The sequence below is a fragment of the Flavivirga jejuensis genome (assembly GCF_030540765.1).
GTDB lineage: Bacteria > Bacteroidota > Bacteroidia > Flavobacteriales > Flavobacteriaceae > Flavivirga > Flavivirga jejuensis.
In genome coordinates, this window is the sequence record NZ_JAUOEL010000005.1 from 373801 (window position 1) to 396588 (window position 22788).

Consider the following 22788-nt stretch of genomic DNA (forward strand, 5'->3'; position numbering starts at 1 on the left):
TTTAAATTGTATTATATGAAATTTACTCAAAAATATATAGGCACCATAACTGCCATAATTGGTTTAGTCTTGTTTAGTGCTTGCGAAGATAAGTTAGATCTTAGAATACCTTATCCAAACGATATTACGTTTAACGAATTACCATTAGATCGATTTTCTTATGAAATCCCTAATGCTCCTTTTGTTGTTGGTGATGATAAATCTGGAGTGATTACTGTTAACACATCTAATTCGGGTAGTGGAAATTATAGTGGGTTTGCTTTATCCAATAAAAATTTTCGTTCCTATCCTTGGGATCTGAGCCCAGATTTTGCCCCAGCAGGAGGACTTACACCAGATGAAGTACAAGAATCTATAAATACAACAGCTTTTAGTGTTTTCACAAATGCAGTAAATAGAACAGAAAATTATCTTGTGGGAAATACAAATGAAGATAATGCCTATTTTACATTATCAGAACCTGGCATTGTAGAACATGTACTAGTAGCAAACACGTCTTACAATTATCTTTTAGCTAGATATGGATCTATACTTTCTGAAGATTTAGATCCAGTTACCCAAGCCTATTTAATTAATGGAGAAAAGAGAAGTAACCCTGGAATAGAAAATCCAGATGTTAGTCGTTATGGTGTATTTACACTTCCTGGAGTTGATGGAACTCTTAATACTATAAGATTAGAAGGTAAACAAAACCTAGCTAAAAATGAAGCGGGCGTAGTTGCAGGAGAAGCTGCAGAAGCTCTTGCCCTTGCTGTTCTACCTCCACTCACAGCAGATGAGGTACAAGCTGCTTATGATGCTGCTTATACTGCTGCAGCAGATGCTATAAATACGGGCTATGTAAAATTGATTATTGAAGGGTCTTTAGGAGGAACGACTACAGGAACCGTAGAAATTTATTTAGCCGTATTAGAAGGTGTTGATCCTGTAAACCCTGAATACGATTTTATTTTAAATGATTGGAGAAAAGTAGATTTAACTTCTTTAGGAGATGTAGATAAAGTATTATTTAAAATGTCGTCTTCTTATGTGGATGTTTTAGGAAACATGGTTTACCCTCCTCTGTTTTGTTTAGATGGTATTCGACTTCAATAAAAAGATGATTTTATAGCTATTTTAAAAACGAAGAGGCTGTCTAAAAATCTAGATTGTTGATTTTTTTAGGTTGAAGGCGTCGAAACTTATTTATTGATTATCAGCAAGTTGATATATTTTGACAAAGCCTGTTTTCAGTACAGTCAAAGTGCTTCATATGACTATTAGTTTTACGTTTTAGACAGCCTCTTTTTTAAATAGCTTGATAGCTATTTAATTTAGACGAATTACCGCCTTCAATATTTAACAAACTTTATACATTAATTATTTTAATAAAAAACATTCATGAAAAATACTGTAATTATTTTACTTTCAACGTTGTTCTTAGGATCTTGTCAATCAAATTCCCCAAAAGATTATATTTTGTTTTCTGGAACCATTTCTGATGCTCCATTAAAAGAATTTAGATTAGTTCATAAAGATGGTAAAGGCCGATTTACTGTTAAAACAACAGCAGATGGATCCTTTTTTTGCGATACCATATTCTCTGGAACAGGTACATACAGATTTAGTGGTTTAGGAATGAACAGGATTGATATTTACTTTACTAATGGAGGAGAATATAACCTCAAGACAAATGGTAAAGATATGAGAAATACCTCAGTATTAACTGGAACATCTCCTAATGCCTCTAAATTTTTATTGACTAAAGATAGTCGCATCAAACGCTTAAGAGGAGATTTTGAAGAATATAATAATTTGAACGAATCAGATTTTAGTGCTAAAGCTACTATGATTAAAGAAAATCTTATAAAATATTTAGATAGCTTTCCAGGTATTCCTAAAGATTTTGCTCAATTTGAGCGTCAGGAATTGATTAATTATCATCTTTTATCTTTAATTAGATACCAATATAGACACGGACATAATATTAATGAACCAAATTTTAGAGTTTCAAAGGATTTCCTTAAACCATTAGAAGGAGTCGATTACGTTAACGAAGAAGCTTATAAACATAGAGGTTGGTATGATGAATTGGTTGAGGAATATTTCGAACTGAAAGCAGATGAATTAGCAGACAGAGAAGGCATTGACAGGTACTTAGCTAAGCTTAAAGTATTTGGAGCTATACCTAATGGTCATATAAAAAATGATTTATTAAGATCAGCATCAGAATATGACATAGCTTATACAGATAATATGGATGCGTATTATAATACCTTCCTATCTGTTTCTACTTCAATAGAAAATGATAAAAGTATCACAGACAAGTATGAGGCCTTAAAGAAACTTTCTAGAGGAGAGCCTTCTCCTGTTTTTACCAATTATGTTAATAACTCAGGAGGAACAAGTTCTTTAAGTGATTTTAGAGGAAAATATGTATATATTGATGTTTGGGCAACCTGGTGCGGACCATGTTTAGCAGAGGTGCCTTCCCTTAAAAAAGTTGAAAAACAATATCATGGTAAGAACATAGAGTTTGTAAGCATTTCTATCGACGTAGAAAAAAAACGAGCTGCTTGGAGTAAAATGATAACAGATAAAGAATTAGGAGGAGTTCAATTACTTGCAGATAAGGATTGGAATACAGACTTTATTAAAAGCTATAAAATTAACAGCATACCACGTTTCATCTTATTAGATCCAAAAGGAAACATTGTATCATGGAATGCGCCACGACCTTCAAATCCAGATTTGATCACTTTATTTAATGAACTTAATATTTAATCTAAAAATTCTCCAACCTTAGATCGGGGTTTCTAATTATATTGATTCTTTGGAGTCATCAGAACTGCTTTTTTTGCAGTTTTGGGTGAGGTAAAATAAACAAAATTCAAGAATTTTTTATTAGCCTCTATAGTGTATAATCCAGATGTTGAAACGTATTACACTTGGTTGAAAAAACGGTATATAAAAATTTAATTAAGTAGAACCAGCTTAATTTTACTTGATTGTTTTAGTGAGAAGGATCGCTTTGGTATTTCATTGAGCCAAAGCGGTTCCTTTAAATAATTTGGTTTGTCTTGCTTTTAAAGCTTGTCTAAAAATAAAAGTATCGCATTTATGGCTTCTTTTAAGTGTTTAGTTAGCTCCTTTTTATCCCAAGGATGCGAAGCTCCAAAAACATGATTAGCACCTTCTATGATTTCGAGTTTACTATTTGGGTTCCAATTGTGGAGCTTTTCGGCTTCATCCATAAAAACACTAGTATCTGCATTACCATGAATAATTAGATGAGGAACATTTAAATTAGATACAGCCCTTTTAATGGTTAAGCGGGCTTCGTTTTTTACAAAATCTTCGTAAAATTGATAAAAATGAGGCATTTGTTGCTTAGTTCTGCCATTAAGAACATATTTTACACCGTCTTTTTTCCAAGATTCTAAATCGCCTGTAGTTGCGGTTCTTTTACCAAAATCACAAACACCAGCTAAACTTATAATGCTTCTAATGCGAGTGTCTTCTTCTGCTTTTATTGTAACAATACCACCACCACGGCTATGACCAATTAAACTAATATTATTTGTGTTTCCAATATCCTTTATAACATCATTATTAAATACCCAATCGATCACAGATTCTAAATCGTCTAATTCTTTTGTGTAATTATTATTACCAAAAGCTTCCAGATCTGGAAAATCTATAGGTTGTTCCATAGTGCCTCCATTATGTGAAAAATTAAACTTTATAAAACAAAACCCAGCTTCAGCAAAAGTATTAGCCATTAGATGCCATGCTCCCCAATCTTTAAAGCCTTTGTAACCATGACAAAATATAATAATAGGCTTATTAGTATTATTTGAAGTATATGTAGCATCAATTAAAATTGATTTTCCATGTTTACCATCAATAACAGTATCTTTTTTTATAATCATAGTTAAACCTCTTTTTCAGTGAATGGAATATTAGGGTTGCAAATATCTAAAATGAGCTGTATTAGTTCCCTGCTAAAATTATCAAGAGTTTCTTGAGTAATCAAAGCATCTTTTTTTGCGTACGTGCCAGCTTTGTCTTTTTTAGAGAATTTTAAAAACCCTTTACTTAAATTTTTAAACGATATAATACCAGCTTCAACTGGAAGCTGAATTTTATTAGATATATGCATCATATAGGCATAGGTAAGTACTTGAAAACTTTTACTGTATTTAGAGTAATCTATAGTAATCGTTGTCCAATCTACAATTTCAACACTATTTTGTTCTACTCTCCCCGTTTTATAATCTACAATCCTAGTAATACCATTAAACTCATCAACCCTATCTACCTTACCCGTAATAGTAACGGGAAAATCTAATTCAGGAATGTCGATAACAACATCATTATTAGTTTCAATAGCTATTATTTTTATTTGATTACCAGCTTTTAAATCTTCAATCTCTAAGTCTAAAAAGTTTGAGACATAACGTTTTGCAATTTCAAAAATTATTAAGTTTTTGCCTTTAGTAATATCGCCTTCCTTATAAACATCTGTAAAATGATGCGTAACAGTTTTTATAATCTTATTTTTTAGATCATTAATAACCTCTACAGATATAAAGGAGCCTGTTAGTGGTTTGTAAAAATCTTCTAGTGTATTGTGTACAACAGTTCCTAAAGTATTAGCAGCGACAGTTTCCTCTACATTATTATACTCTTTTATCTTTAATACTTTCTGATAATAAAAATCAATAGGGTTTCTTATATAATTCGTTAATGATGATGGCGAAAACCCTTTTTCTGCAACCGTTTTTAAGGCATTTAAAACAGGAGTCGTTTTTTCTACAACGTTAAGTGATGTTTGAATTATGGGAACTTGAGGCGCTATAATTTGATGATTTATACGATGCACACCCTCTAGTTCTAATTGGGTTATAAACCTACTTTTCTCGCCGCCCGTTAAAACATCGGATTCGGTATTGTAAAGGATGTAAACATTTTTAGCACGTTGCAAGAGCCTATAAAAGTGATAGGTATAAACAGCATCCTTCTCTTTATAAGTAGGTAAATTGTTTTCTACTTTAACATCAAAAGGAATAAATGAGTTATTAGTTTTTCCAGAAGGAAGCACCCCTTCGTTTACAGATGATATAATAACCGTTTCGAAGTCTAAAACACGAGATTCTAACATACCCATAATTTGGAGACCTTGTAAAGGCTCTCCTTGGAAATCGAGAGTTTCTGAGCTTAACAATTCTTTATAAACGCTATATAGTGTTGAAACATCTTTAATATGATGGTATTCTGTATTTAAGCGAGATAATTCATTAAATAGCTCGTTAAAACGAAATAGGTATTCTAACGACAATAAATTAGAAGCTTTTTTATCGTCTAAATAATTTTTGATATGCAATATTAATTGAGAGCAATTTTTTAAGGCAGTATCGACTGTTTTATCCCAATTTGAAAACAATATGTCAATAACTTTATTAGAATTATCCGCCAGTTGTTTTAAGCGTTCTGCGGTTAAATAGACTAAATTATTAGCATTGATGGTCTCAATTATTTTTGTTGCATAATCAACATTTTCAATATAGAATAAGGGTCTTATAAATTGATGCGATATAATGTTAATAATGTCTTTATAGTAATATGTATATGATGGCGTTTTATGTAAATGAAACAAGGATTCGAAAAGCGAAGCTATAGGGATCGATTTTAAAGGGAATCCCATTGTTATATTCAACGCTTCAATAGTTGGAGGGAGTGAATTTAATACTGGAATAAGTAAATTTTCATCACCCAAAACAACAGCTGTATTCTGTAATGATAGATTGTCTTTTTGTAGATTATTTAAAAGTGTACCAATGTATTTTGCTTGACCAATATTTTTTGGAATACCAAAAGCTGAAACATTTTTTTCTTTGGAATAATTTGTTGTTATCCAGTTAAAAGGATTGTTCTTAAAAAAGCCCCAATTATTTTTATGTTGCCTTGTAAACAAAGCCGCATCATGTTTTTGATTGCTTATAAAAAGGTTGTCAATATCCCAATATGTTTTTGCTAAGTTGTTTTGAAGTAATTCTTGTATGATGGTTTCTTCGGAAGTATTTAAAGCATTAAACCCTAAAAAAACATGTTGTTTTTTGGGGTTATTTTCAATATAAGATTTTAAATTTTTGGTAGCTTCTCTATAAATTAAACCTTGATAACCTATTTTTTTATTTATAAGTTGTTCGGTAAATTGGATATAGTAATTATGAAGTTTTTTCCAAAAGGACAAATAGTTTTTAACAAAATCTGTTTTGTTGTCGTCCAAAGACCAGTGATTTAAATCTTGGATAGCTCCTAAATAATCGAAGATATTTTTTTGAGGGATAAGGTATCTATCTACCTCATTAAAGTCTTGAAGTAATATTTGAGCCCATTTTGAGAATGATTCAAAAGAGTCTGCTTCTTTACTGTTAGTTAATTTAATGTAAGTGTTATAAAACTCAAAAAGAAGCTCTGTATTCGAAATGTTTTTAAGAAGAGATAAGGCTTCTACAAACTCTTCAATACTTATTATGTTGGGAGAAAAGATCGTTTGTTTAGCAACTTTAGAGAGTTGATGCTTTAGAAACAGTCCAGCCCTTTTACTTGGTAGAATAAAGGTTAATTCGGAAAGACCTTCATTTTTATTTTGTAAATCTTTTAGAACATCAAAAATAAAAGTTGTCATTTAAGTTTAATTGGTATTATATAAAAATAAAAAACGCTTCGGATATCCGAAGCGTTTTTATAAAACTTATTTTAAAAACTAATTGATAGTTTTTTATTTTACTAAGTTGATCTCAACTCTTCTGTTGTTAGCTCTACCTTTTCTAGTTTTGTTAGAATCGATTGGTTTATCCTCTCCATAACCAACAGCAGATAATCTTGAAGTATCAATTCCATGACTAACTAAATAGTCTTTTACAGCATTAGCTCTAGACTCAGATAATTTTTGGTTAGTAGTAGCTCTACCACTGCTATCTGTATGTCCTTCAACAGTAAATGTTGCAGTGCTATATTCATTTAAAATACTAATGATATCTTTTAAAACACTTTCAGATTGTGTTTTAATAGTAGATCTTCCAGTATCAAATAAGATTGTTTTAGCATACTCATTTAAAGTTTTTTGAACTTCTTCAGTTACTTCAGGACAACCATTGTTAGCAACACTACCTACAACGTCTGGACATTTATCATCTTTATCTAAAACACCGTCACCATCAGTATCTGGCCAAGGGCAACCATTGTTAGCAGCAGGACCTGCAGTATTAGGACATTTATCCTGAGCATCTGTTACACCATCACCGTCAGCATCTGGACAACCAGCTAAGGCTTTTAATCCAGCAACTGTAGGACATTTATCATCTTTGTCTGCGATACCATCGCCATCAGAATCAGGACATCCGTTAAGTTCAGCTAAACCAGCTTCGTTAGGGCAAGAATCTTTACTGTCTTCTATACCATCATTATCAGTATCAGGACAACCATTGAAAGCTTCTAAACCAGCAACATCTGGACAAGCATCATTTTTGTCATAAATACCATCACCATCAGTATCAGATCCACCAAATTTGATAGAAATACCAATAGAGTGTTGGAAATGTGTGTCTAAATAATCTTCAAATGCATGTTTATACGAAGACTGTACAGTTAAACCAATGTTTTCGTTAAACCAAAGGTTAAGACCTAAAGTTCCATTTAAAGTTCCAGCACCAACTTCATCTATCCAAGTGTAACCACCACCAACACCTAAATAAGGCTCTAACGTTTTCCAGTCTAGTGCTTCACCAATACTATATTTAATAGTACCATCAGCAGCATAGTAAGATAAATCGTCTACACTAAGAGCATCGCCATTGGCATCTTCTCCCCAGTTTTCTATTTTGTTTAAAGAACCAGTAACTCCAAAAGAAAAACCATCACCTATATATTTAGATACAGAGATAGTTGATAGAGAAGGCAAAATGTTCCAGTTATCTACGTCAACGTATTTGCTGAAGATAGTTTCACTAAAAGGGGCGCCATCACCAGAGGGATAAGCATCAACTGCGTTTGTCCCAATGTTAATTAACCATGGGTTGTCTTTGTCTTGCGCATTAGCGTTGCTACAAACAAGTACAAGCAACATAGCGAACAATAATCTGCTAAGATTTTTCATATTTAAAAGTTTAATTTTTAAGTGTTAATTGTAAACAAAAGTAAGTTGTTAAAATTTATTAACAAAGACAAATATATAAAAAAATGAGACATTTCGTTTGTTTCTAGATTGTTCTGAACGATTTTGGATAATGTTTAAAACGTTCTCTATTTTGTAAACGTAATAATAGCCTAGTCTAAATGCAGCTTTATATAAGAATTTTAAAGTTGTACTTGTATTCTTGCTTTTTTTTTGAAACTATATGAAAAAGAACCAGATAGGAATAAATACCTTCTTATAAAAGTATATTTACCTTGGTTTGAGATTGGATAATGCATTTTTTTATGATTTTTCGCGTAAAAAAATGATGTTTTTAACAGTTGTGCATTGTGAAATTGTTAGTTTTAAAGTGAATATTGTTTAATTTGTCTATAAGAAATTGTTTAAATGAATTGGGTATCGAATTTCTAATTAAATTAAAACTACTGTCAACAACACTATAGTAAATAGGACATTCGTGGTCTATAAAACCCAGTGCTATTTACAAACACTACTATATCGTTTTTTACACCTCTTTTATTTTAATATCATCATTAATATAGATAAGAATCTTCTTTTTAACTGTTATTTCCATGTCTTCTAAAACATCCTGATACGATTGTAGTTGTTGCCAGTGTTTTTTATCTTCAACGCCCGTTTTATAATCGATAATTACGGCCTCTTTTTTAGAGTTTATAACCAACCTATCTGGTCTTAAAATAATGCCTTCTTTAGTAATAATATCTCTTTCATTATATATGGTGTCCATTGAGCTATAATAGTTTTCGAGTTTCGGGTGCCCAATAATTTTAGTTATTATTTGCTTTAATTCGGTGCTTTGCTCTTTTGTAATTAATGAAGCATTTATAAAATCACTTATAACAGAATTAATATCATCTTTTGTTTTAATTTGAGACATCATATTATGAATAAGGTTTCCTTTTTCAATAGCCTCTTGTTGATTCGTATCCCAAAGCATTCCAGATTTAGTTATAACCTTTATATTATGAGTTTCTTTTGCTGTCGAAATAAACGCTTGTTGAATATGAGCTTCTTTTGTAACTGTGGCACTTTCACTAGTTCTTATAGAATGACCAAAACTGTATATTGATTGCGAATCGTTCCAAAGATCCAAATGTTGCAGATAATTTATAAATAAACCCGAATACCTTTTATTGTTAGGGACTCCTTTAGAAGAGATGTCTTTTTTTGAAATGATATACAATTGTTCAACAGCACGCGTTAAGGTTACATATAGTAAATTGATATTATCTAATTCTTGTTCAGATTGATGGTTATTATAGATTCGTTGCCCTTCTTCTCCGTAATTCTCAAAATCTTTATTATAATTTAACAAGGTGTGTGTAAATCCAGCGAACTTTTCTTTATCTACCTCAAACCATTCTTTTGGTTCTAGTTCTCTATAAATATCTAAATCGGCATACGGAAAAATAACCACAGGAAACTCCAAACCTTTAGATTTATGGATAGTCATTATTTGAACAGCATTTTGTCCTTTAGGAGATACTATACTTAAGCTTTCTTTTTTCTTATCAAAATATTCCAGAAACCCAGATATATCAGATCCTTTTTTTTGTGAAAAATCTAAAATAATATCTAAGTAAAATTGTATGTAAGCGTTGGAAGATGTAACTAAATTAAAATCTCTCACGATAGTTTCTGCTAAATCATAAAGCGGAAGTTGTAATAATAAATCACTATCTATAAATATATTGAACGCTTCAAAACTTTTGAATAGATCGAATACCGATAAATTTATGTGTTTTGAAAAGAATTCATGTTTATCATTACTATTAAAAAGTGAGGAAAGGTAATTAAGAACCTCGATTTTTATTTCATTATTTTTTGGCTGTATTAAAAGTGCTAGAATATTATTTATAAAACCAACATCGGTTGAATTATTGATTAATAAAGTTTCGGAAGAAATTATAGAAATATGATGTTGACTTAAATAATTTGCAATGGCGACGCCTTCTTTTTTCTTGCGCACCAGAATACAAATATCTTCTAATCTAAAACCATTTTTTAAACACGTATTAATGGTTTTTAAAACATTTGTAGAAAACAGTTCATCTCTATCATCATCTCCGTCAATATCTAAAAAAGATAATTCAACATAACCTGTATCCTCTAAACAAATGTTTTGATGTGCATTTTCATAAAGTTCTTTATAGTCTTTTTTACTAAAAACTTGATTTGATAGGTAATTAAAAAAGCCGTTATTAAAATTTACAATGTCTTTAAAACTCCTATAATTTGTTGGAAGATTTTCGACGTGTTTTTTAATATGAAACGGATTATCATCATTAAACAATCCAATAAATTGTTCAGCTTTACCACCACGCCAACGGTAAATGGCTTGTTTGGCATCACCAACCAACATCGTATTTCCTGTTTCGGTAGATAACGAATTTCCTAAAAGAGGGATTAAATTTTCCCATTGCATTACAGATGTGTCCTGAAATTCATCTATAAAATAATGATTAAACTTTTCGCCAATACGTTCGTAAATAAAAGGCGTAGGTTGATTTCTTATTTCCTTACTAATAATGGTATTGAATTCAGAAATAAGCATCTTATTCTGGTCTTCCTTAAGCGCTTTTAATTCATTATTAATAGCGTTTAAAACAGATAGGGGTGTTATATTTCTATAAAAAGCCTTTAAGAATTTAAGATGAAAAACCATGTGTTTGGTTTCATAGAAGCTAGCAGCTATTTGCGGTTGAATTTGTTCTATTATAGAAGCTATAGCATCGGTAACGCGTTTGGGGTATAATGTTTTAGTTTCTATATCTTCTTGCCATTTGGCCTCAAAATTTAGATCAAACCTTTTGTCTGTTAAGTTTTTAAGATGCTTAGGTAAATAGCTTCCAGAAAAATCGTTAAACTCTAAACCAGCCTCTTCTATTAAAGTTAATATATTTTGTGCTTTTTCAATAATACCAGTTTCTAAGGCAGTAAGATCTTTTTTTAATTGTGTTTTAAGTACTTTAAAATCATCTAAAGTTTTATCCTTCAATGTTTCAATAAAAGGAATATCATTTTCATTAATCAATAGTTTGGCTATTTTATTAAAATCAAAGGAGACATCCCAACTTTTGTCATCATCTGCTTTTTCAATAGCAAAATCAATAAGGATTTTAGTAAGTTCAGCGTCTGTTCCAGCTTTTTCAATTAAACTATTAACGGCTTCGCTTAATAAAGCATCTTGATCCAATTCGACTTCAAAATTTAAAGGCAACTTTAAATCGTAAGCGAAGGTTCTAATGAGTTTATGTGTAAAGCCATCAATAGTCGAAATATCAAATGCCGCATAGTTATGTATAATGGTGTTTAATAGTTTCCCCGATTTATCATGAAGTACATTTGGATCCATTTGTAGCTCTTTACAAATAGCGTTAAACATACTATCTTGTTCTTTTAATATGGTTTTGTTAGAAAATTGTTTGAGCGTTTCAATAATCCGGTCTTTCATTTCAGCAACAGCTTTATTTGTAAACGTAATAGCTAAAATGCGTTTAAAGTGCTCTGAATTGTTAGATTGAAACAAGATTTTTAAATATTCTTTTACGAGTGTATAGGTTTTTCCGCTACCAGCAGAAGCATTATAAATAGTGAAAGAATGGTTTTTATTCATGAACTATAATTTGGATACAATATAAAAACTATCAATGGTTTCATAACTATTTATTATTTTTAATTGAACTGTTTTATATGTAAATTTGGGAGAAATTAAATATTAATATTTTTAAAACAAAAAACTATGGCTTTCGAATTACCGAAATTAGCATATGCGTATGATGCATTAGAACCTCATATTGATGCTCGTACTATGGAGATACATCATTCTAAACACCATCAAGGATATACAAACAATTTAAATAATGCCATTGCTGGAACAGATTTAGAAGGAAAATCTATTGAAGATATACTTGGGAATTTGGATATGAATAATGGTGCTGTGAGAAATAATGGTGGCGGTTTTTACAATCACTCATTATTTTGGGAAGTAATGAACCCAGAAGGAAAAGGATATTTATCTGGAGAATTAAAAGATGCTATAGAAGCTGCTTATGGTTCTGTTGATGATTTTAAAGCTGCTTTTTCTAAAGCTGCAGGAACACGTTTTGGTTCAGGTTGGGCTTGGTTGTGTGTACATAAAGGAGGTAAAGTAGAAGTTTGTTCTACGCCAAATCAAGACAATCCATTAATGCCAGGAGTTAGTTGTGGAGGCACCCCTATTTTAGGTATTGATGTTTGGGAGCACGCTTATTATTTAAACTATCAAAACAGACGTCCAGATTATATTAATGCCTTTTTTAGTGTTATTAATTGGAATGAGGTTGAAAGACGTTACGCTGAAGCAAAATAAAGAGTTATCATAAAAAATTATTTTATAAAAACGCCTGGTATTTACCAGGCGTTTTTTTTTGTGCTTTAAATTAAAGCTTCACGCCTTAACATTCAAATAGTTTACTGTATCATCATTTATCTGACTGCACTTAGAATCTATTTTACTTAATAACGCACGTTTTATTTACAATTACAATATGGGAACAAATAATTCTCCATTGGACAATACACATCTTTAAATTACCAGTTTGGACACAGATATTGAATTGATTAAAAGGCTAGATTGAAAAGAAGGCACTCTCTTGGCGCTCCTAGTTTATTTCTATATATAAGATAGATAGCTTATAACTAAGGTTTGAAACAGATAGATGGTCTGAAACAATGATTGTGTACTGTGGTAAACGAAAATGAGTAAATGGTAAAATAATAATAAGATATAAAAATGAAAAAGGTGAACGAATGTTCACCTTTTTGCCCCAAATCTACCATGAACTTAACCTACTTATGTTATGGTGAGACAAATATATATATCTTGTAGAGATTGATAAAATATTTTAGTTAAACGGCTGATATATTGGCTTAAACGATTTTGGGAAAACATTATTAAGAAAAAAGAGATAAAAAAATAATTTTTTGAAATGAATTCAGATGAAACGCGTTCAGAAAAGAAACTAAATTGTATAAAAAAAGGTGAACAGATGTTCACCTTTTTTTGCCCCAAATCTACCATGAACTTAACCTACTTATGTTATGGTGAGTCAAATATATATAGCTTATATAGAATTGATAGAATATTTTAGTTAAACGGCTGATATATTGGATTAAACGATTTTTTAAAGCTGTTATTAAGTGAAAAGAGATAAGAAATAATTTTTTGAAACGGGTTCAGAAAAGAAACTAAATTGCATAAAAAAAGGCGAACAGATGTTCACCTTTTTTTGCCCCAAATCTACCATGAACTTAACCTACTTATGTTATGGTGAGACCAAGTTATATGTATTTTAGGTATTCCGATTATTTTTTAGATAAACTGCGTATTTTTTAGATTAAGTGCATTTTTGTGCAGATTAAGCAGAAAATATTTACAATTTAAAACTAATAAGCGCGTTCATTATTGCCTTCATAAAAGTTAATAAATGCTCTATTTACAACTCTATTCCCTCCTGGAGTAGGATAATTTCCTGTAAAATACCAATCACCTAAATGACCAGGGCATGCTTTATGCAAATTTTCGACTGGTTGAAAAATAATTTTAACTTCAGCTTTAATACTTTTATCACTTAATAGTTTAGAAATTTTATCTGAGATTTCTTCATCAGTAAAAGGATCATAAATCTCTTTTACAAAATTTTGTACATGCTTATCATCTAAATCTTTTTGCCCAATACACTTTTTGTATACGTCTTCTACAATATGATATTTGTTTGCATCCTTTAGTAAGTCTAAAGCAGCTCTAAAAGCAACTAAGCTTTCAAGATTAGCCATATCTATACCATAACAATCCGGATATCGAATTTGTGGCGCAGAAGACACCACAATAATTTTTTTAGGATTTAAACGATCAAGCATTTTTAAAATACTCATCTTTAATGTGGTTCCTCTAACTATACTGTCGTCAATAATAACTAAATTGTCTTCAGGTTTTATTACACCATAAGTAACATCGTAAACGTGAGCCACTAAGTCGTCACGACTACTATCTTCAGTAATAAACGTTCTAAGTTTAACATCCTTTATAGCAATTTTTTCAATTCGAGTATGCTCCGATAAGATTTCGGTTACCTTTTCGGCAGATAAAGAACGTTGTCCGTTTAAAATGGTGCGGGTTTTCTTCTGGTTTATATAAGCTTCGGCAGTTTCGATCATTCCAAAAAATGATGTTTCTGCTGTGTTTGGGATATAAGAGAAAACAGTATTCCTAGTATCATTATCAATAGCCTCAAGCACTTTTGGCATCAATAACTTACCAAGCATTTTACGTTCTTGATATATTTCAGCATCACTACCTCTAGAAAAGTAGATACGTTCAAATGAACAAGATTTTCTTTCTAAGGGCTCTAATATTTGTTTAAAGCGTACTTCTCCAGATTTTTTAATAATAATAGCTTGTCCTGGATCTAATTCTTTTACGTCTTTAAAGTTTACATTAAAAACGGTTTGAATTACAGGTCGTTCTGATGCAACAACAACAATTTCATCGTCTTTATAATAATATGCTGGGCGAATACCTGCTGGGTCTCTTAAAACAAAAGAATCGCCATGACCAATAAGTCCTGCCATAGCGTAACCACCGTCCCAGTTTTTTGCAGCACGTTTTAGTATTTTAGCAACTTTAAGTCGTTCTGCAATAAGCGGCGAAGCCTCTCTCTTATTATAGCCTTCTTTTTTTAGATCTTTGTATATTTTGCTTACGGCATCATCTAAAAAGTGACCAATTTTTTCCATAATAGTTATGGTGTCGGTATATTCTTTTGGATGCTGCCCTAATTCAAGAAGATTAGCAAAAAGCTCTTTAACGTTTGTCATGTTAAAGTTTCCTGCCATTATTAAATTTCTATGCATCCAGTTGTTTTGCCTTAAAAAAGGATGCACGCTTTCTACGCTGTTTTTACCAAAAGTACCATAACGAACATGGCCTAATAATACCTCTCCAATATATGGGATATGTTGTTTTTGTAAAGCGACATTGTTAGCGTATTCAGGGTGAGCAGTTAATTCGTTGTTTATTCTTTCGTTTATCTTACCAAAAATATCTTGAATAGGCTGCTGTGCAATAGAACGGACTCTACTTATATAGCGTTCCCCTGGTTTTGTATCTAACTTAATACTTGCAAAACCAGCACCATCTTGACCACGATTGTGTTGTTTCTCCATCATTAGATACATTTTGTTTACACCATAAAATGCACTTCCGTATTTTTCTTTATAATATTCCAGTGGTTTTAAAAGTCTTATAACTGCTATTCCACATTCATGTTTTAAGGCATCACTCATATGTGCTTTTTTTCGCTTTTAATTCGACACGCTCTTTGAGGTGAAGAAATGATAAATTCTTAATTTAAAAACGCGCTCTATTTTAGAGCGCGTTCGTATTATGTTAATTTTATTTCAAACTGCGTTAGTTCCTTAAATTGTAACAATCGCTGATGAACTTCTTCCTTTGATAAATCCTGTATACGCTCTGTTCCAAATCGCTCTACACAAAATGATGCTAAGGTAGAACCATAGATAACAGCGTTTTTCATATTCTCAAAAGAAGTATCACCCGTTTTTGCAATGTATCCAGCAAAACCTCCAGCAAACGTATCTCCTGCACCTGTTGGATCAAAAACTTCTTCTAAAGGTAAAGCAGGAGCATAAAACACATTATCATTATGAAATAATAAAGCGCCGTGCTCTCCTTTTTTAATAACAACATATTTAGGCCCCATATTATGAATCTTTCTAGCTGCAACAACCAAAGAATACTCTCCTGTTAATTGTCTTGCCTCTTCATCATTTATGGTAATGATATCTACATTTTTAATAACGTTATGCAAATCTTCCAAAGCGCAGTCCATCCAAAAATTCATAGTATCTAAAACTACTAATTTAGGTTTTGTTGTCATTTGGTCTAAAACACTTTGTTGTACTAAAGGATGTAAATTTCCTAGCATAACAATTTCGGCATCGCGGTAGTTTTCCGGAACTATAGGGTTGAAATCGGCAAGTGTGTTTAATTCTGTAACTAGTGTGTCACGAGAATTCATATCGTTATGGTAACGACCACTCCAAAAAAACGTTTTCCCCTCTTTAACTATTTCAATTCCTGAAAGGTCTATGCCTTTATTTAATAATAAATCTAAATACTCTTGAGGAAAGTCTCCACCAGTAATAGATACTATTGCAGAGTCTACATTAAATTGTGAAGCAGATAAACCAATATAAGTAGCGGCGCCACCTAGGATTTTATCGGTTTTACCGAAAGGCGTTTCAATAGCATCAAATGCGACTGAGCCTACTATTACTAATTTACTCATAAAAAACCTGATAATTTTCTGCAAAGATAAGTCTTTTAAGCACGAATTCAAGAATATTTTTTTTGAGAAAAATGTAACTTTTAACAACTCACTATTATAGATCAACAATTCACTAACTTTCCTTTTTATAGTAGATATTGATTACTCATTTTTGTTCAACCAGCATAATGCGGGTTCAAGTAATAATTTAGAAATAAAAATTATGAGCAAGTTTTTAAAAGCATTTAAATATGCAAGTATTGTTAGTGTTATGGTAAACGCGATTGGGTTTATTATTTCCATTTTATTTAATGGAATAGAAAGGGTTTTAGATATTTATAAAGAAGTAGCTCCGCTATCATTATCCTTAATTTTTTTCCCTTGCTTTTTTTCAATTTATTATTTTAAAATGAATGAGTATAAAGAGTTGAGAAGAATAATCAAAACAATTATAAAACCTGCATGCTTATCGTTTATAGCGATCTATATAATATTTTATTTAACAATTACATTCTATAAAACTGATCATACTCCGATTCCCTTTTGGAATAAAGGAAGTTTGTTTAATGGAATAACAGCAATAATTTTATTAGTTTTTAGCTCATTGATCTATTATTTGATAGTTAATAAGAATGATAGAAAAAGAACCAATAAAAATATTAGCTTATCTGTAACAACTAGCATGTTTATATGGTTGATCATTAGTGTTTTGTATGTTTTAATTGTTAGTGTTTTGAAAGGATATTCGTTACCAATAAATTATATGTTATCTGTTACAATTAGTGGAGTTTGTGCAGCAGTATTTATGTTTCTGGTAATAAGATTTAAATACAATAAGAGGGTCGTAGTTGTTTTGGCTTATTTAATTAATATCCTATTACTGCCTTTGTTGTTTTATGTTCTTTTAAGACCATTTGCTTTCGATTTATCGAAATATTTTCCTTCTTTTTCTTTAGTTTTTTATATTCGATCTGTAATTATGGAGGGTTCGTATTTCTTGTTTATTACGTTAACCATTCATTCTTATTTTATTTTTAAAGAAAACAAAAAACAAAAACAAAACTTAAAACAAATAGGAGTTACAGCTTCTCTAAAATATCGACAATTAAAAGCACAACTAAGTCCTCATTTTTTGTTTAATAATATTAGTGTGTTAACCGGATTAATAGAAGAAGATCAAGAAAGAGCCATTCAATTTTCAGAGAAACTATCTCATGTTTACAGGTATTTTTTAAATCAAGAAAATCAAGATTTGGTATTGTTGAAAGACGAGTTAGTATTTGCTAAAGAGTACCTAGAGTTATTACAAGTAAGATTTGAGAACGCTATGACCTTTACAGACAGAACAGAGGATTTTTCTGAATATTATATATTACCAATGGCATTACAGCAAGTGTTTGAAAATGTAATCAAGCATAATGAGATAAGCATGGAATCTTATATATGTATTGAGATGGTTATTGAGGGAGATTATTTAGTTGTTAAAAACAATAAAAACCCAAAAGAAGATGTTGGAAAAGGAAAACAAACAGGATTAAAGAATATTATAAATAGATACGCCTTTTTTACGGATGAAAAAGTGATGATAATTAATGATGAACAGTATTATACCATTAAATTACCTTTATTAAAAATAGAAAACTAATGAAAGTTGTGATTATAGAAGACGAGTTGTTGTCAAGTAGGAGGTTGCAGCGTATGTTATCTGATTATAATTATGAGATCTTAGCAAATTTGGTCTCAGTAAAATCTACTATCAAATGGTTTAAAGAAAACAAACATCCGGATATTTTGTTTCTTGATGTTCATCTTTCAGACGGTTTGTGTTTCGAAATTTTTAAACACGTAGAAATAAAAAGTGTTATAGTATTTACTACCGCTTTTAGTGAATATAGTATAAAAGCATTCGATTATAATAGTGTGTCCTATTTGCTAAAGCCAATTAATAAAGAACAATTAAAAAAAGCTATTAAAAAAGCAACAGTTTTTAGTAAGAATGAAAGTGAGCTATTGGTTTTAAAAGAAGCTGTTCAAGAATATAATATCTCTGTATTTAAAAATAAGTTTGCGGTTAAACTCGGAAAAAAAATAAAACTGATTGATGTAGATGCTGTTGAATGTTTTTTTAGTTCAAATAATATTACATATTTACGTTCAAATGAATTTAATTATATTCTAAATTCAGCATTAATAGATCTTGAAAGTGAATTAAATCCTGCTGTTTTTTTTCAAATTAGCAGGAAGTTTATTGTTAACATAAATGCCATTAAAAATATTGTTTCATATTCTAATAGTAGATTAAGGTTAGTTTTAAGTTCTTATAATGAATGTGAGATTATTGTAAGTAGAGAGCGTGTAAAGGATTTTAAAAAATGGATCGACGGCGGAGCATAATACTATTTTCTTCCAAAATCTGCAGGAATTTCACCCCAAGCTTTGGTTTCCCATTTTACAATAACAGTTTTGTAAGTGTTGTTTTTTAACCAGTCGATAGCCCTGTCGATCAATTCAAAAAGGGCTTTGTTTTTACTGTTTTGTTCTAATTTAGTATTACATTTTTTCTTTTTTACCCAACTCATAGCTGTTTTAGAATCTGTATATAAAATACGATCACTATTGTTTTTTTTAAGAAAAGCTAAACCATGAACAATAGCTAAAAACTCTCCAATGTTATTCGTTCCTTCTTTAAAAGGACCTTGGATAAAAAGTTGCTTTTTTGTTTTAGTATCAACACCACGATATTCCATCTTCCCTGGATTTCCGCTTGAAGCAGCATCAACCGAAATAGAGTTGTAGTTGGGTTGCCCTATTTTATTTAATTGTTCTTTCGAGAGCTCACTTTTAAATTTTGAAGATTTTCCAATATAATCTTTATAGTTCCCTTTTAAAGCTTTTTTTGCAGCTTCAAATGTTAAAAACGATTTATATTGGGCACCTTGAAAATCTTTAATTTGTGCTTTGCAATCCTTCCAAGATTCAAAAACACCAATGTGGTGCCCTTTCCAAACAGTGTAATATTTCTTTTTTTTAGACATTTAATAGTTTTTCGACCACTTTAGGAAAATGTTCCATTTCTAATTCATGAATTTTTGTAGCAACATCTTCAGCTGTATCAGAAGTATTAACATCACATGTTGCTTGAAAAATAATGGCACCTTCGTCATAATTTTCATTCACATAATGAATAGTAATGCCAGTTTCAACTTCATTATTAGCTACTACAGCTTTGTGTACATTCATACCATACATGCCTTTACCTCCGTATTTTGGCAATAAAGCTGGATGGACATTAATTACTTTATTAGGAAACCTTTCCAAAATAGACTCGGGGAATTTCCATAAAAACCCTGCCAGAACAATTAAATCTGGTTGAGATGCCTTTAAAATATTTAATACGTCGTTTGTTTTTGTAAGCGCGATGTTATTAAAAGAAAGCGCACTTACTTTTAGCTTTTTAGCGCGGTCTAAAACTTTGGCATGGGGATTGTTTGTAAGAACCTGAATAACAGATGCATTATCGCTGTTGTGAAAAAACTTAATTAGATTTTCAGCATTAGTACCACTTCCGGACGCAAAAATTACAATACGTTTCATCTATTGGTTTATATTTTTAAATTAATGTTAGACGTAATTGGTAGATCAAATTCAAAGAATGTTCAGCAAAATTGTTCAAGCTCATTTCATTTTCAGATTGTAATGTTAAATTATTCGAACAAAAAAAAGAATAATTATTAACAATTTGAAGGTAAAATATAAATACTTAAAACTAATTTTAGTAAATTACAAACACATTTTTTTATTAAAGATGTGTTTTAAAAATAAAGTTTTTTATTTTTGCCAACTAATTAAAATTTAAAATTAAAATATTATGTCAGACATTGCATCAAGAGTAAAAGCGATTATCGTAGACAAATTGGGAGTTGATGAGAACGAAGTTGTAACGGAAGCAAGCTTCACAAACGATTTAGGAGCGGACTCATTGGATACTGTTGAATTAATAATGGAATTCGAAAAAGAATTTGATATTCAAATACCGGACGATCAAGCTGAAAACATTGCTACAGTTGGTCAAGCTATTTCTTATATAGAAGAGGCAAAATAAGAATACACTTTATGGAACTAAAGCGAGTTGTAGTCACAGGATTAGGGGCTTTAACACCTATAGGTAACACCAAAGAAGATTTTTGGGAAGGACTTATTAGTGGTAAAAGCGGTGCTGCGCCTATAACATATTATGACACCGAGAAATTTAAAACGAAGTTCGCTTGCGAATTAAAAGGTTTTAATGCAACCGATTTTCTTGATAGAAAAGAGGCTCGTAAGATGGATAAATTTGCGCAATATGCTATGGTAGCTTCAGATGAGGCTATTGCAGACGCTAAATTAAATCTAGATGAGATAAATAAGTTGCGAGTAGGTGTTATATGGGGAGCAGGAATTGGAGGTTTAGAAACCTTTCAGCAAGAAGTTTTAAACTTTGCCGAAGGCGATGGAACTCCAAGGTTTAATCCATTCTTTATTCCGAAAATGATCGCAGATATTGCACCGGCCAACATTTCCATAAAACATGGATTTATGGGGCCAAATTACACAACAGTTTCTGCATGTGCTTCTTCTGCAAATGCTATGTTCGATGCTTTAAACTCTATACGTTTAGGGTATTGTGATGTAGTCGTTACAGGAGGAAGTGAAGCAGCGGTTACTATTGCTGGAATGGGAGGTTTTAATGCTATGCATGCACTATCCACTAGAAATGAAAGCCCAGAAACAGCTTCAAGACCATTTGATGGAACCAGAGATGGTTTTGTTTTAGGAGAAGGAGCAGGTGCTTTAATTTTAGAAGAGTATGAACATGCCAAGGCAAGAGGAGCAAAAATATATGCTGAGGTTGCAGGAGGAGGATTGTCATCTGATGCATATCACATGACAGCTCCGCATCCAGAAGGTATTGGTGTTGTTGAGGTCATGAAGAACTGTTTAGAAAATGCAGGACTAAAACCAGAAGATGTAGACCATATAAATACTCATGGAACTTCTACACCTTTAGGGGATGTGGCCGAACTTAAAGCTATTTCTAAAGTTTTTGGAGATCATGCTAAGAATATAAATATTAATTCAACAAAATCAATGACCGGGCACTTATTGGGTGCTGCGGGCGCTATTGAAGCTATTTCGGTTATATTGGCAATGGAAAATGGTCTTGTACCTCCAACAATTAACCATACTACAGTAGATGAAAAAATTGATCCTGAATTAAATTTAACCTTAAACAAGGCTCAAAAGCGTGACGTTAAAGTAGCTATGAGTAATACATTTGGATTTGGCGGACACAACGCTTGTGTAGTATTCAAGAAAATAGATTAAATCCCGAATGAAATAAACCATAATGATAAATTAAATTTTACAGTAAAATGAAACATGGTTTATTACATCTGACATTAAAATAATATATTAAAAATCAGATGAAAAACATTCGTAACATATTAAATTCCCGTTTTAAACGCAACGGGAATTTTTTTATGCAATTAACTAAAATTCTTGGGTTTAAAGCTAAACATATTAAGTTCTACAAAACAGCATTTACCCATCGTTCAATGAATATAAGAGATAGTAAAGGGAATGCTATTAATTATGAACGGCTAGAGTTTTTGGGAGATGCTACATTAAGTGCTGTAATTGCATCACATTTATATTTACAAGTACCTAGCGGCGATGAAGGGTATTTAACTAAAATGCGCTCTAAAATTGTAAGTAGAGAGCATTTAAACGAATTAGGCAGAGACTTACACTTAATAGACTTAGTAGAGAGTAAAATTCCTCCAGGACAGTTTGGAGACAATATTCACGGCAATATTTTTGAAGCTTTAATCGGTGCTATTTTTCTTGATAGAGGCTATAAGTTTTGTGAAAAGTTTATATACAAACGTGTTATTATTCCCTATGTAGATATAGAAACCTTAGAAGGTAAAGTTATTAGTTATAAAAGCTTACTTATTGAATGGTGTCAAAAAGAGAAGAAAACATTTAACTATAATGTTTATGAAGATACAGGTAATGATGATGTTCGGCATTTTTCGGTAAAATTATCTATAGATCAAAAAATTGTTGCGAAAGCACGAGCAACATCAAAGAAAAAAGCAGAAGAGAAAGCTTCTAAACGTGCTTTTTTTGCATTTCAAAATAAGATATCTAAAATGCTTTAAAATGTATTTTAGATAAAAGGGAATACTACAACGTTTTCGCTTATTTTGTTAT

The 22788-nt window shown here is 31.2% G+C and carries 16 protein-coding genes; 8 read left to right on the top strand and 8 right to left on the bottom strand.

Features of this window, described 5'->3' with window-relative positions; genetic code table 11:
- The first annotated feature begins 15 nt into the window (after positions 1-15).
- Both Q4Q40_RS15635 and Q4Q40_RS15640 read left to right on the top strand, forming a co-directional pair.
- Positions 16-1095 carry a DUF4465 domain-containing protein gene (locus Q4Q40_RS15635; protein ID WP_303302839.1) on the top strand — a complete coding sequence of 360 codons (1080 nt, stop codon included), beginning with the start codon at positions 16-18 and terminating at the stop codon, positions 1093-1095.
- A 285-nt stretch (positions 1096-1380) separates the two neighbouring features.
- Positions 1381-2763, top strand: a complete 1383-nt coding sequence (locus Q4Q40_RS15640; protein ID WP_303302840.1) for a TlpA family protein disulfide reductase — start codon at positions 1381-1383, stop codon at positions 2761-2763.
- 302 nt (positions 2764-3065) lie between these two features.
- On the opposite strand, the gene Q4Q40_RS15645 is transcribed toward Q4Q40_RS15640, so the two are convergent.
- The 4 genes from Q4Q40_RS15645 to Q4Q40_RS15660 all read right to left on the bottom strand — a co-directional run bounded on the left by Q4Q40_RS15645 (position 3066) and on the right by Q4Q40_RS15660 (position 11819).
- Positions 3066-3911 carry an alpha/beta hydrolase family protein gene (locus Q4Q40_RS15645; RefSeq protein ID WP_303302841.1) on the bottom strand — a complete coding sequence of 282 codons (846 nt, stop codon included), beginning with the start codon at positions 3909-3911 and terminating at the stop codon, positions 3066-3068.
- 2 nt (positions 3912-3913) lie between these two features.
- Positions 3914-6673: a PD-(D/E)XK nuclease family protein gene (locus tag Q4Q40_RS15650; RefSeq protein WP_303302842.1), complete on the bottom strand. Its 2760-nt coding sequence runs from the start codon at positions 6671-6673 to the stop codon at positions 3914-3916.
- A 93-nt stretch (positions 6674-6766) separates the two neighbouring features.
- A complete protein-coding gene (locus Q4Q40_RS15655) occupies positions 6767-8143 on the bottom strand; it encodes an OmpA family protein (protein ID WP_303302843.1) in 1377 nt (458 codons plus the stop codon).
- Between the two features lie 544 nt (positions 8144-8687).
- A complete protein-coding gene (locus Q4Q40_RS15660) occupies positions 8688-11819 on the bottom strand; it encodes a UvrD-helicase domain-containing protein (RefSeq protein WP_303302844.1) in 3132 nt (1043 codons plus the stop codon).
- Positions 11820-11945: 126 nt separating this feature from the next.
- Here Q4Q40_RS15660 and Q4Q40_RS15665 point away from each other — a divergent pair, with 126 nt between their 5' ends.
- Positions 11946-12554 (top strand): superoxide dismutase, encoded by a 609-nt coding sequence (locus tag Q4Q40_RS15665; protein WP_303302845.1) that lies wholly within the window; start codon positions 11946-11948, stop codon positions 12552-12554.
- A 1076-nt stretch (positions 12555-13630) separates the two neighbouring features.
- Here Q4Q40_RS15665 and Q4Q40_RS15670 read toward each other — a convergent pair.
- Positions 13631-15529, bottom strand: coding sequence for an amidophosphoribosyltransferase (locus tag Q4Q40_RS15670; protein WP_303302846.1), 1899 nt, complete (start codon positions 15527-15529; stop codon positions 13631-13633).
- A 98-nt stretch (positions 15530-15627) separates the two neighbouring features.
- Positions 15628-16554, bottom strand: a complete 927-nt coding sequence (locus tag Q4Q40_RS15675; RefSeq protein ID WP_303302847.1) for a PfkB family carbohydrate kinase — start codon at positions 16552-16554, stop codon at positions 15628-15630.
- Between the two features lie 202 nt (positions 16555-16756).
- Here Q4Q40_RS15675 and Q4Q40_RS15680 point away from each other — a divergent pair, with 202 nt between their 5' ends.
- Both Q4Q40_RS15680 and Q4Q40_RS15685 read left to right on the top strand, forming a co-directional pair.
- The gene (locus Q4Q40_RS15680) at positions 16757-18178 is read left to right on the top strand and encodes a sensor histidine kinase (protein WP_303302848.1); all 1422 of its coding nucleotides are present in this window, start codon (positions 16757-16759) and stop codon (positions 18176-18178) included.
- Positions 18178-18927: a LytR/AlgR family response regulator transcription factor gene (locus Q4Q40_RS15685; protein WP_303302849.1), complete on the top strand. Its 750-nt coding sequence runs from the start codon at positions 18178-18180 to the stop codon at positions 18925-18927. The genes Q4Q40_RS15680 and Q4Q40_RS15685 overlap by 1 nt, the downstream gene beginning before the upstream one ends.
- A 2-nt stretch (positions 18928-18929) precedes the next feature.
- Here Q4Q40_RS15685 and Q4Q40_RS15690 read toward each other — a convergent pair whose 3' ends face one another.
- On the bottom strand, positions 18930-19568 hold the full coding sequence (locus Q4Q40_RS15690; protein WP_303302850.1) for a ribonuclease H1 domain-containing protein: 639 nt from the start codon (positions 19566-19568) through the stop codon (positions 18930-18932).
- Complete coding sequence (gene purN / locus Q4Q40_RS15695) at positions 19561-20127, bottom strand: phosphoribosylglycinamide formyltransferase (protein ID WP_303302851.1); 567 nt, start codon at positions 20125-20127, stop codon at positions 19561-19563. Before purN ends, Q4Q40_RS15690 begins: the two co-directional genes overlap by 8 nt.
- A 274-nt stretch (positions 20128-20401) precedes the next feature.
- Between purN and Q4Q40_RS15700 the strand changes: the two genes are divergently transcribed.
- The 3 genes from Q4Q40_RS15700 (at position 20402) to rnc (ending at position 22736) form a co-directional block, all read left to right on the top strand.
- Entirely contained in the window at positions 20402-20635 is a 234-nt protein-coding gene (locus tag Q4Q40_RS15700) for an acyl carrier protein (RefSeq protein ID WP_008269813.1), read from the top strand.
- 11 nt (positions 20636-20646) lie between these two features.
- On the top strand, positions 20647-21897 hold the full coding sequence (fabF, locus tag Q4Q40_RS15705) for a beta-ketoacyl-ACP synthase II (protein WP_303302852.1): 1251 nt from the start codon (positions 20647-20649) through the stop codon (positions 21895-21897).
- 98 nt (positions 21898-21995) lie between these two features.
- Entirely contained in the window at positions 21996-22736 is a 741-nt protein-coding gene (gene rnc / locus Q4Q40_RS15710; RefSeq protein ID WP_303302854.1) for a ribonuclease III, read from the top strand.
- Positions 22737-22788: the final 52 nt, after the last annotated feature.

Bases quoted from the DNA above. Each gene is read 5' to 3' on its own strand.
- Q4Q40_RS15635 (WP_303302839.1), top strand. From the start codon at position 16: ATGAAATTTACTCAAAAATATATAGGCACCATAACTGCCATAATTGGT.
- Q4Q40_RS15640 (WP_303302840.1), top strand. From the start codon at position 1,381: ATGAAAAATACTGTAATTATTTTACTTTCAACGTTGTTCTTAGGATCT.
- Q4Q40_RS15645 (WP_303302841.1), bottom strand. From the start codon at position 3,911: ATGATTATAAAAAAAGATACTGTTATTGATGGTAAACATGGAAAATCA.
- Q4Q40_RS15650 (WP_303302842.1), bottom strand. From the start codon at position 6,673: ATGACAACTTTTATTTTTGATGTTCTAAAAGATTTACAAAATAAAAAT.
- Q4Q40_RS15655 (WP_303302843.1), bottom strand. From the start codon at position 8,143: ATGAAAAATCTTAGCAGATTATTGTTCGCTATGTTGCTTGTACTTGTT.
- Q4Q40_RS15660 (WP_303302844.1), bottom strand. From the start codon at position 11,819: ATGAATAAAAACCATTCTTTCACTATTTATAATGCTTCTGCTGGTAGC.
- Q4Q40_RS15665 (WP_303302845.1), top strand. From the start codon at position 11,946: ATGGCTTTCGAATTACCGAAATTAGCATATGCGTATGATGCATTAGAA.
- Q4Q40_RS15670 (WP_303302846.1), bottom strand. From the start codon at position 15,529: ATGAGTGATGCCTTAAAACATGAATGTGGAATAGCAGTTATAAGACTT.
- Q4Q40_RS15675 (WP_303302847.1), bottom strand. From the start codon at position 16,554: ATGAGTAAATTAGTAATAGTAGGCTCAGTCGCATTTGATGCTATTGAA.
- Q4Q40_RS15680 (WP_303302848.1), top strand. From the start codon at position 16,757: ATGAGCAAGTTTTTAAAAGCATTTAAATATGCAAGTATTGTTAGTGTT.
- Q4Q40_RS15685 (WP_303302849.1), top strand. From the start codon at position 18,178: ATGAAAGTTGTGATTATAGAAGACGAGTTGTTGTCAAGTAGGAGGTTG.
- Q4Q40_RS15690 (WP_303302850.1), bottom strand. From the start codon at position 19,568: ATGTCTAAAAAAAAGAAATATTACACTGTTTGGAAAGGGCACCACATT.
- purN (WP_303302851.1), bottom strand. From the start codon at position 20,127: ATGAAACGTATTGTAATTTTTGCGTCCGGAAGTGGTACTAATGCTGAA.
- Q4Q40_RS15700 (WP_008269813.1), top strand. From the start codon at position 20,402: ATGTCAGACATTGCATCAAGAGTAAAAGCGATTATCGTAGACAAATTG.
- fabF (WP_303302852.1), top strand. From the start codon at position 20,647: ATGGAACTAAAGCGAGTTGTAGTCACAGGATTAGGGGCTTTAACACCT.
- rnc (WP_303302854.1), top strand. From the start codon at position 21,996: ATGAAAAACATTCGTAACATATTAAATTCCCGTTTTAAACGCAACGGG.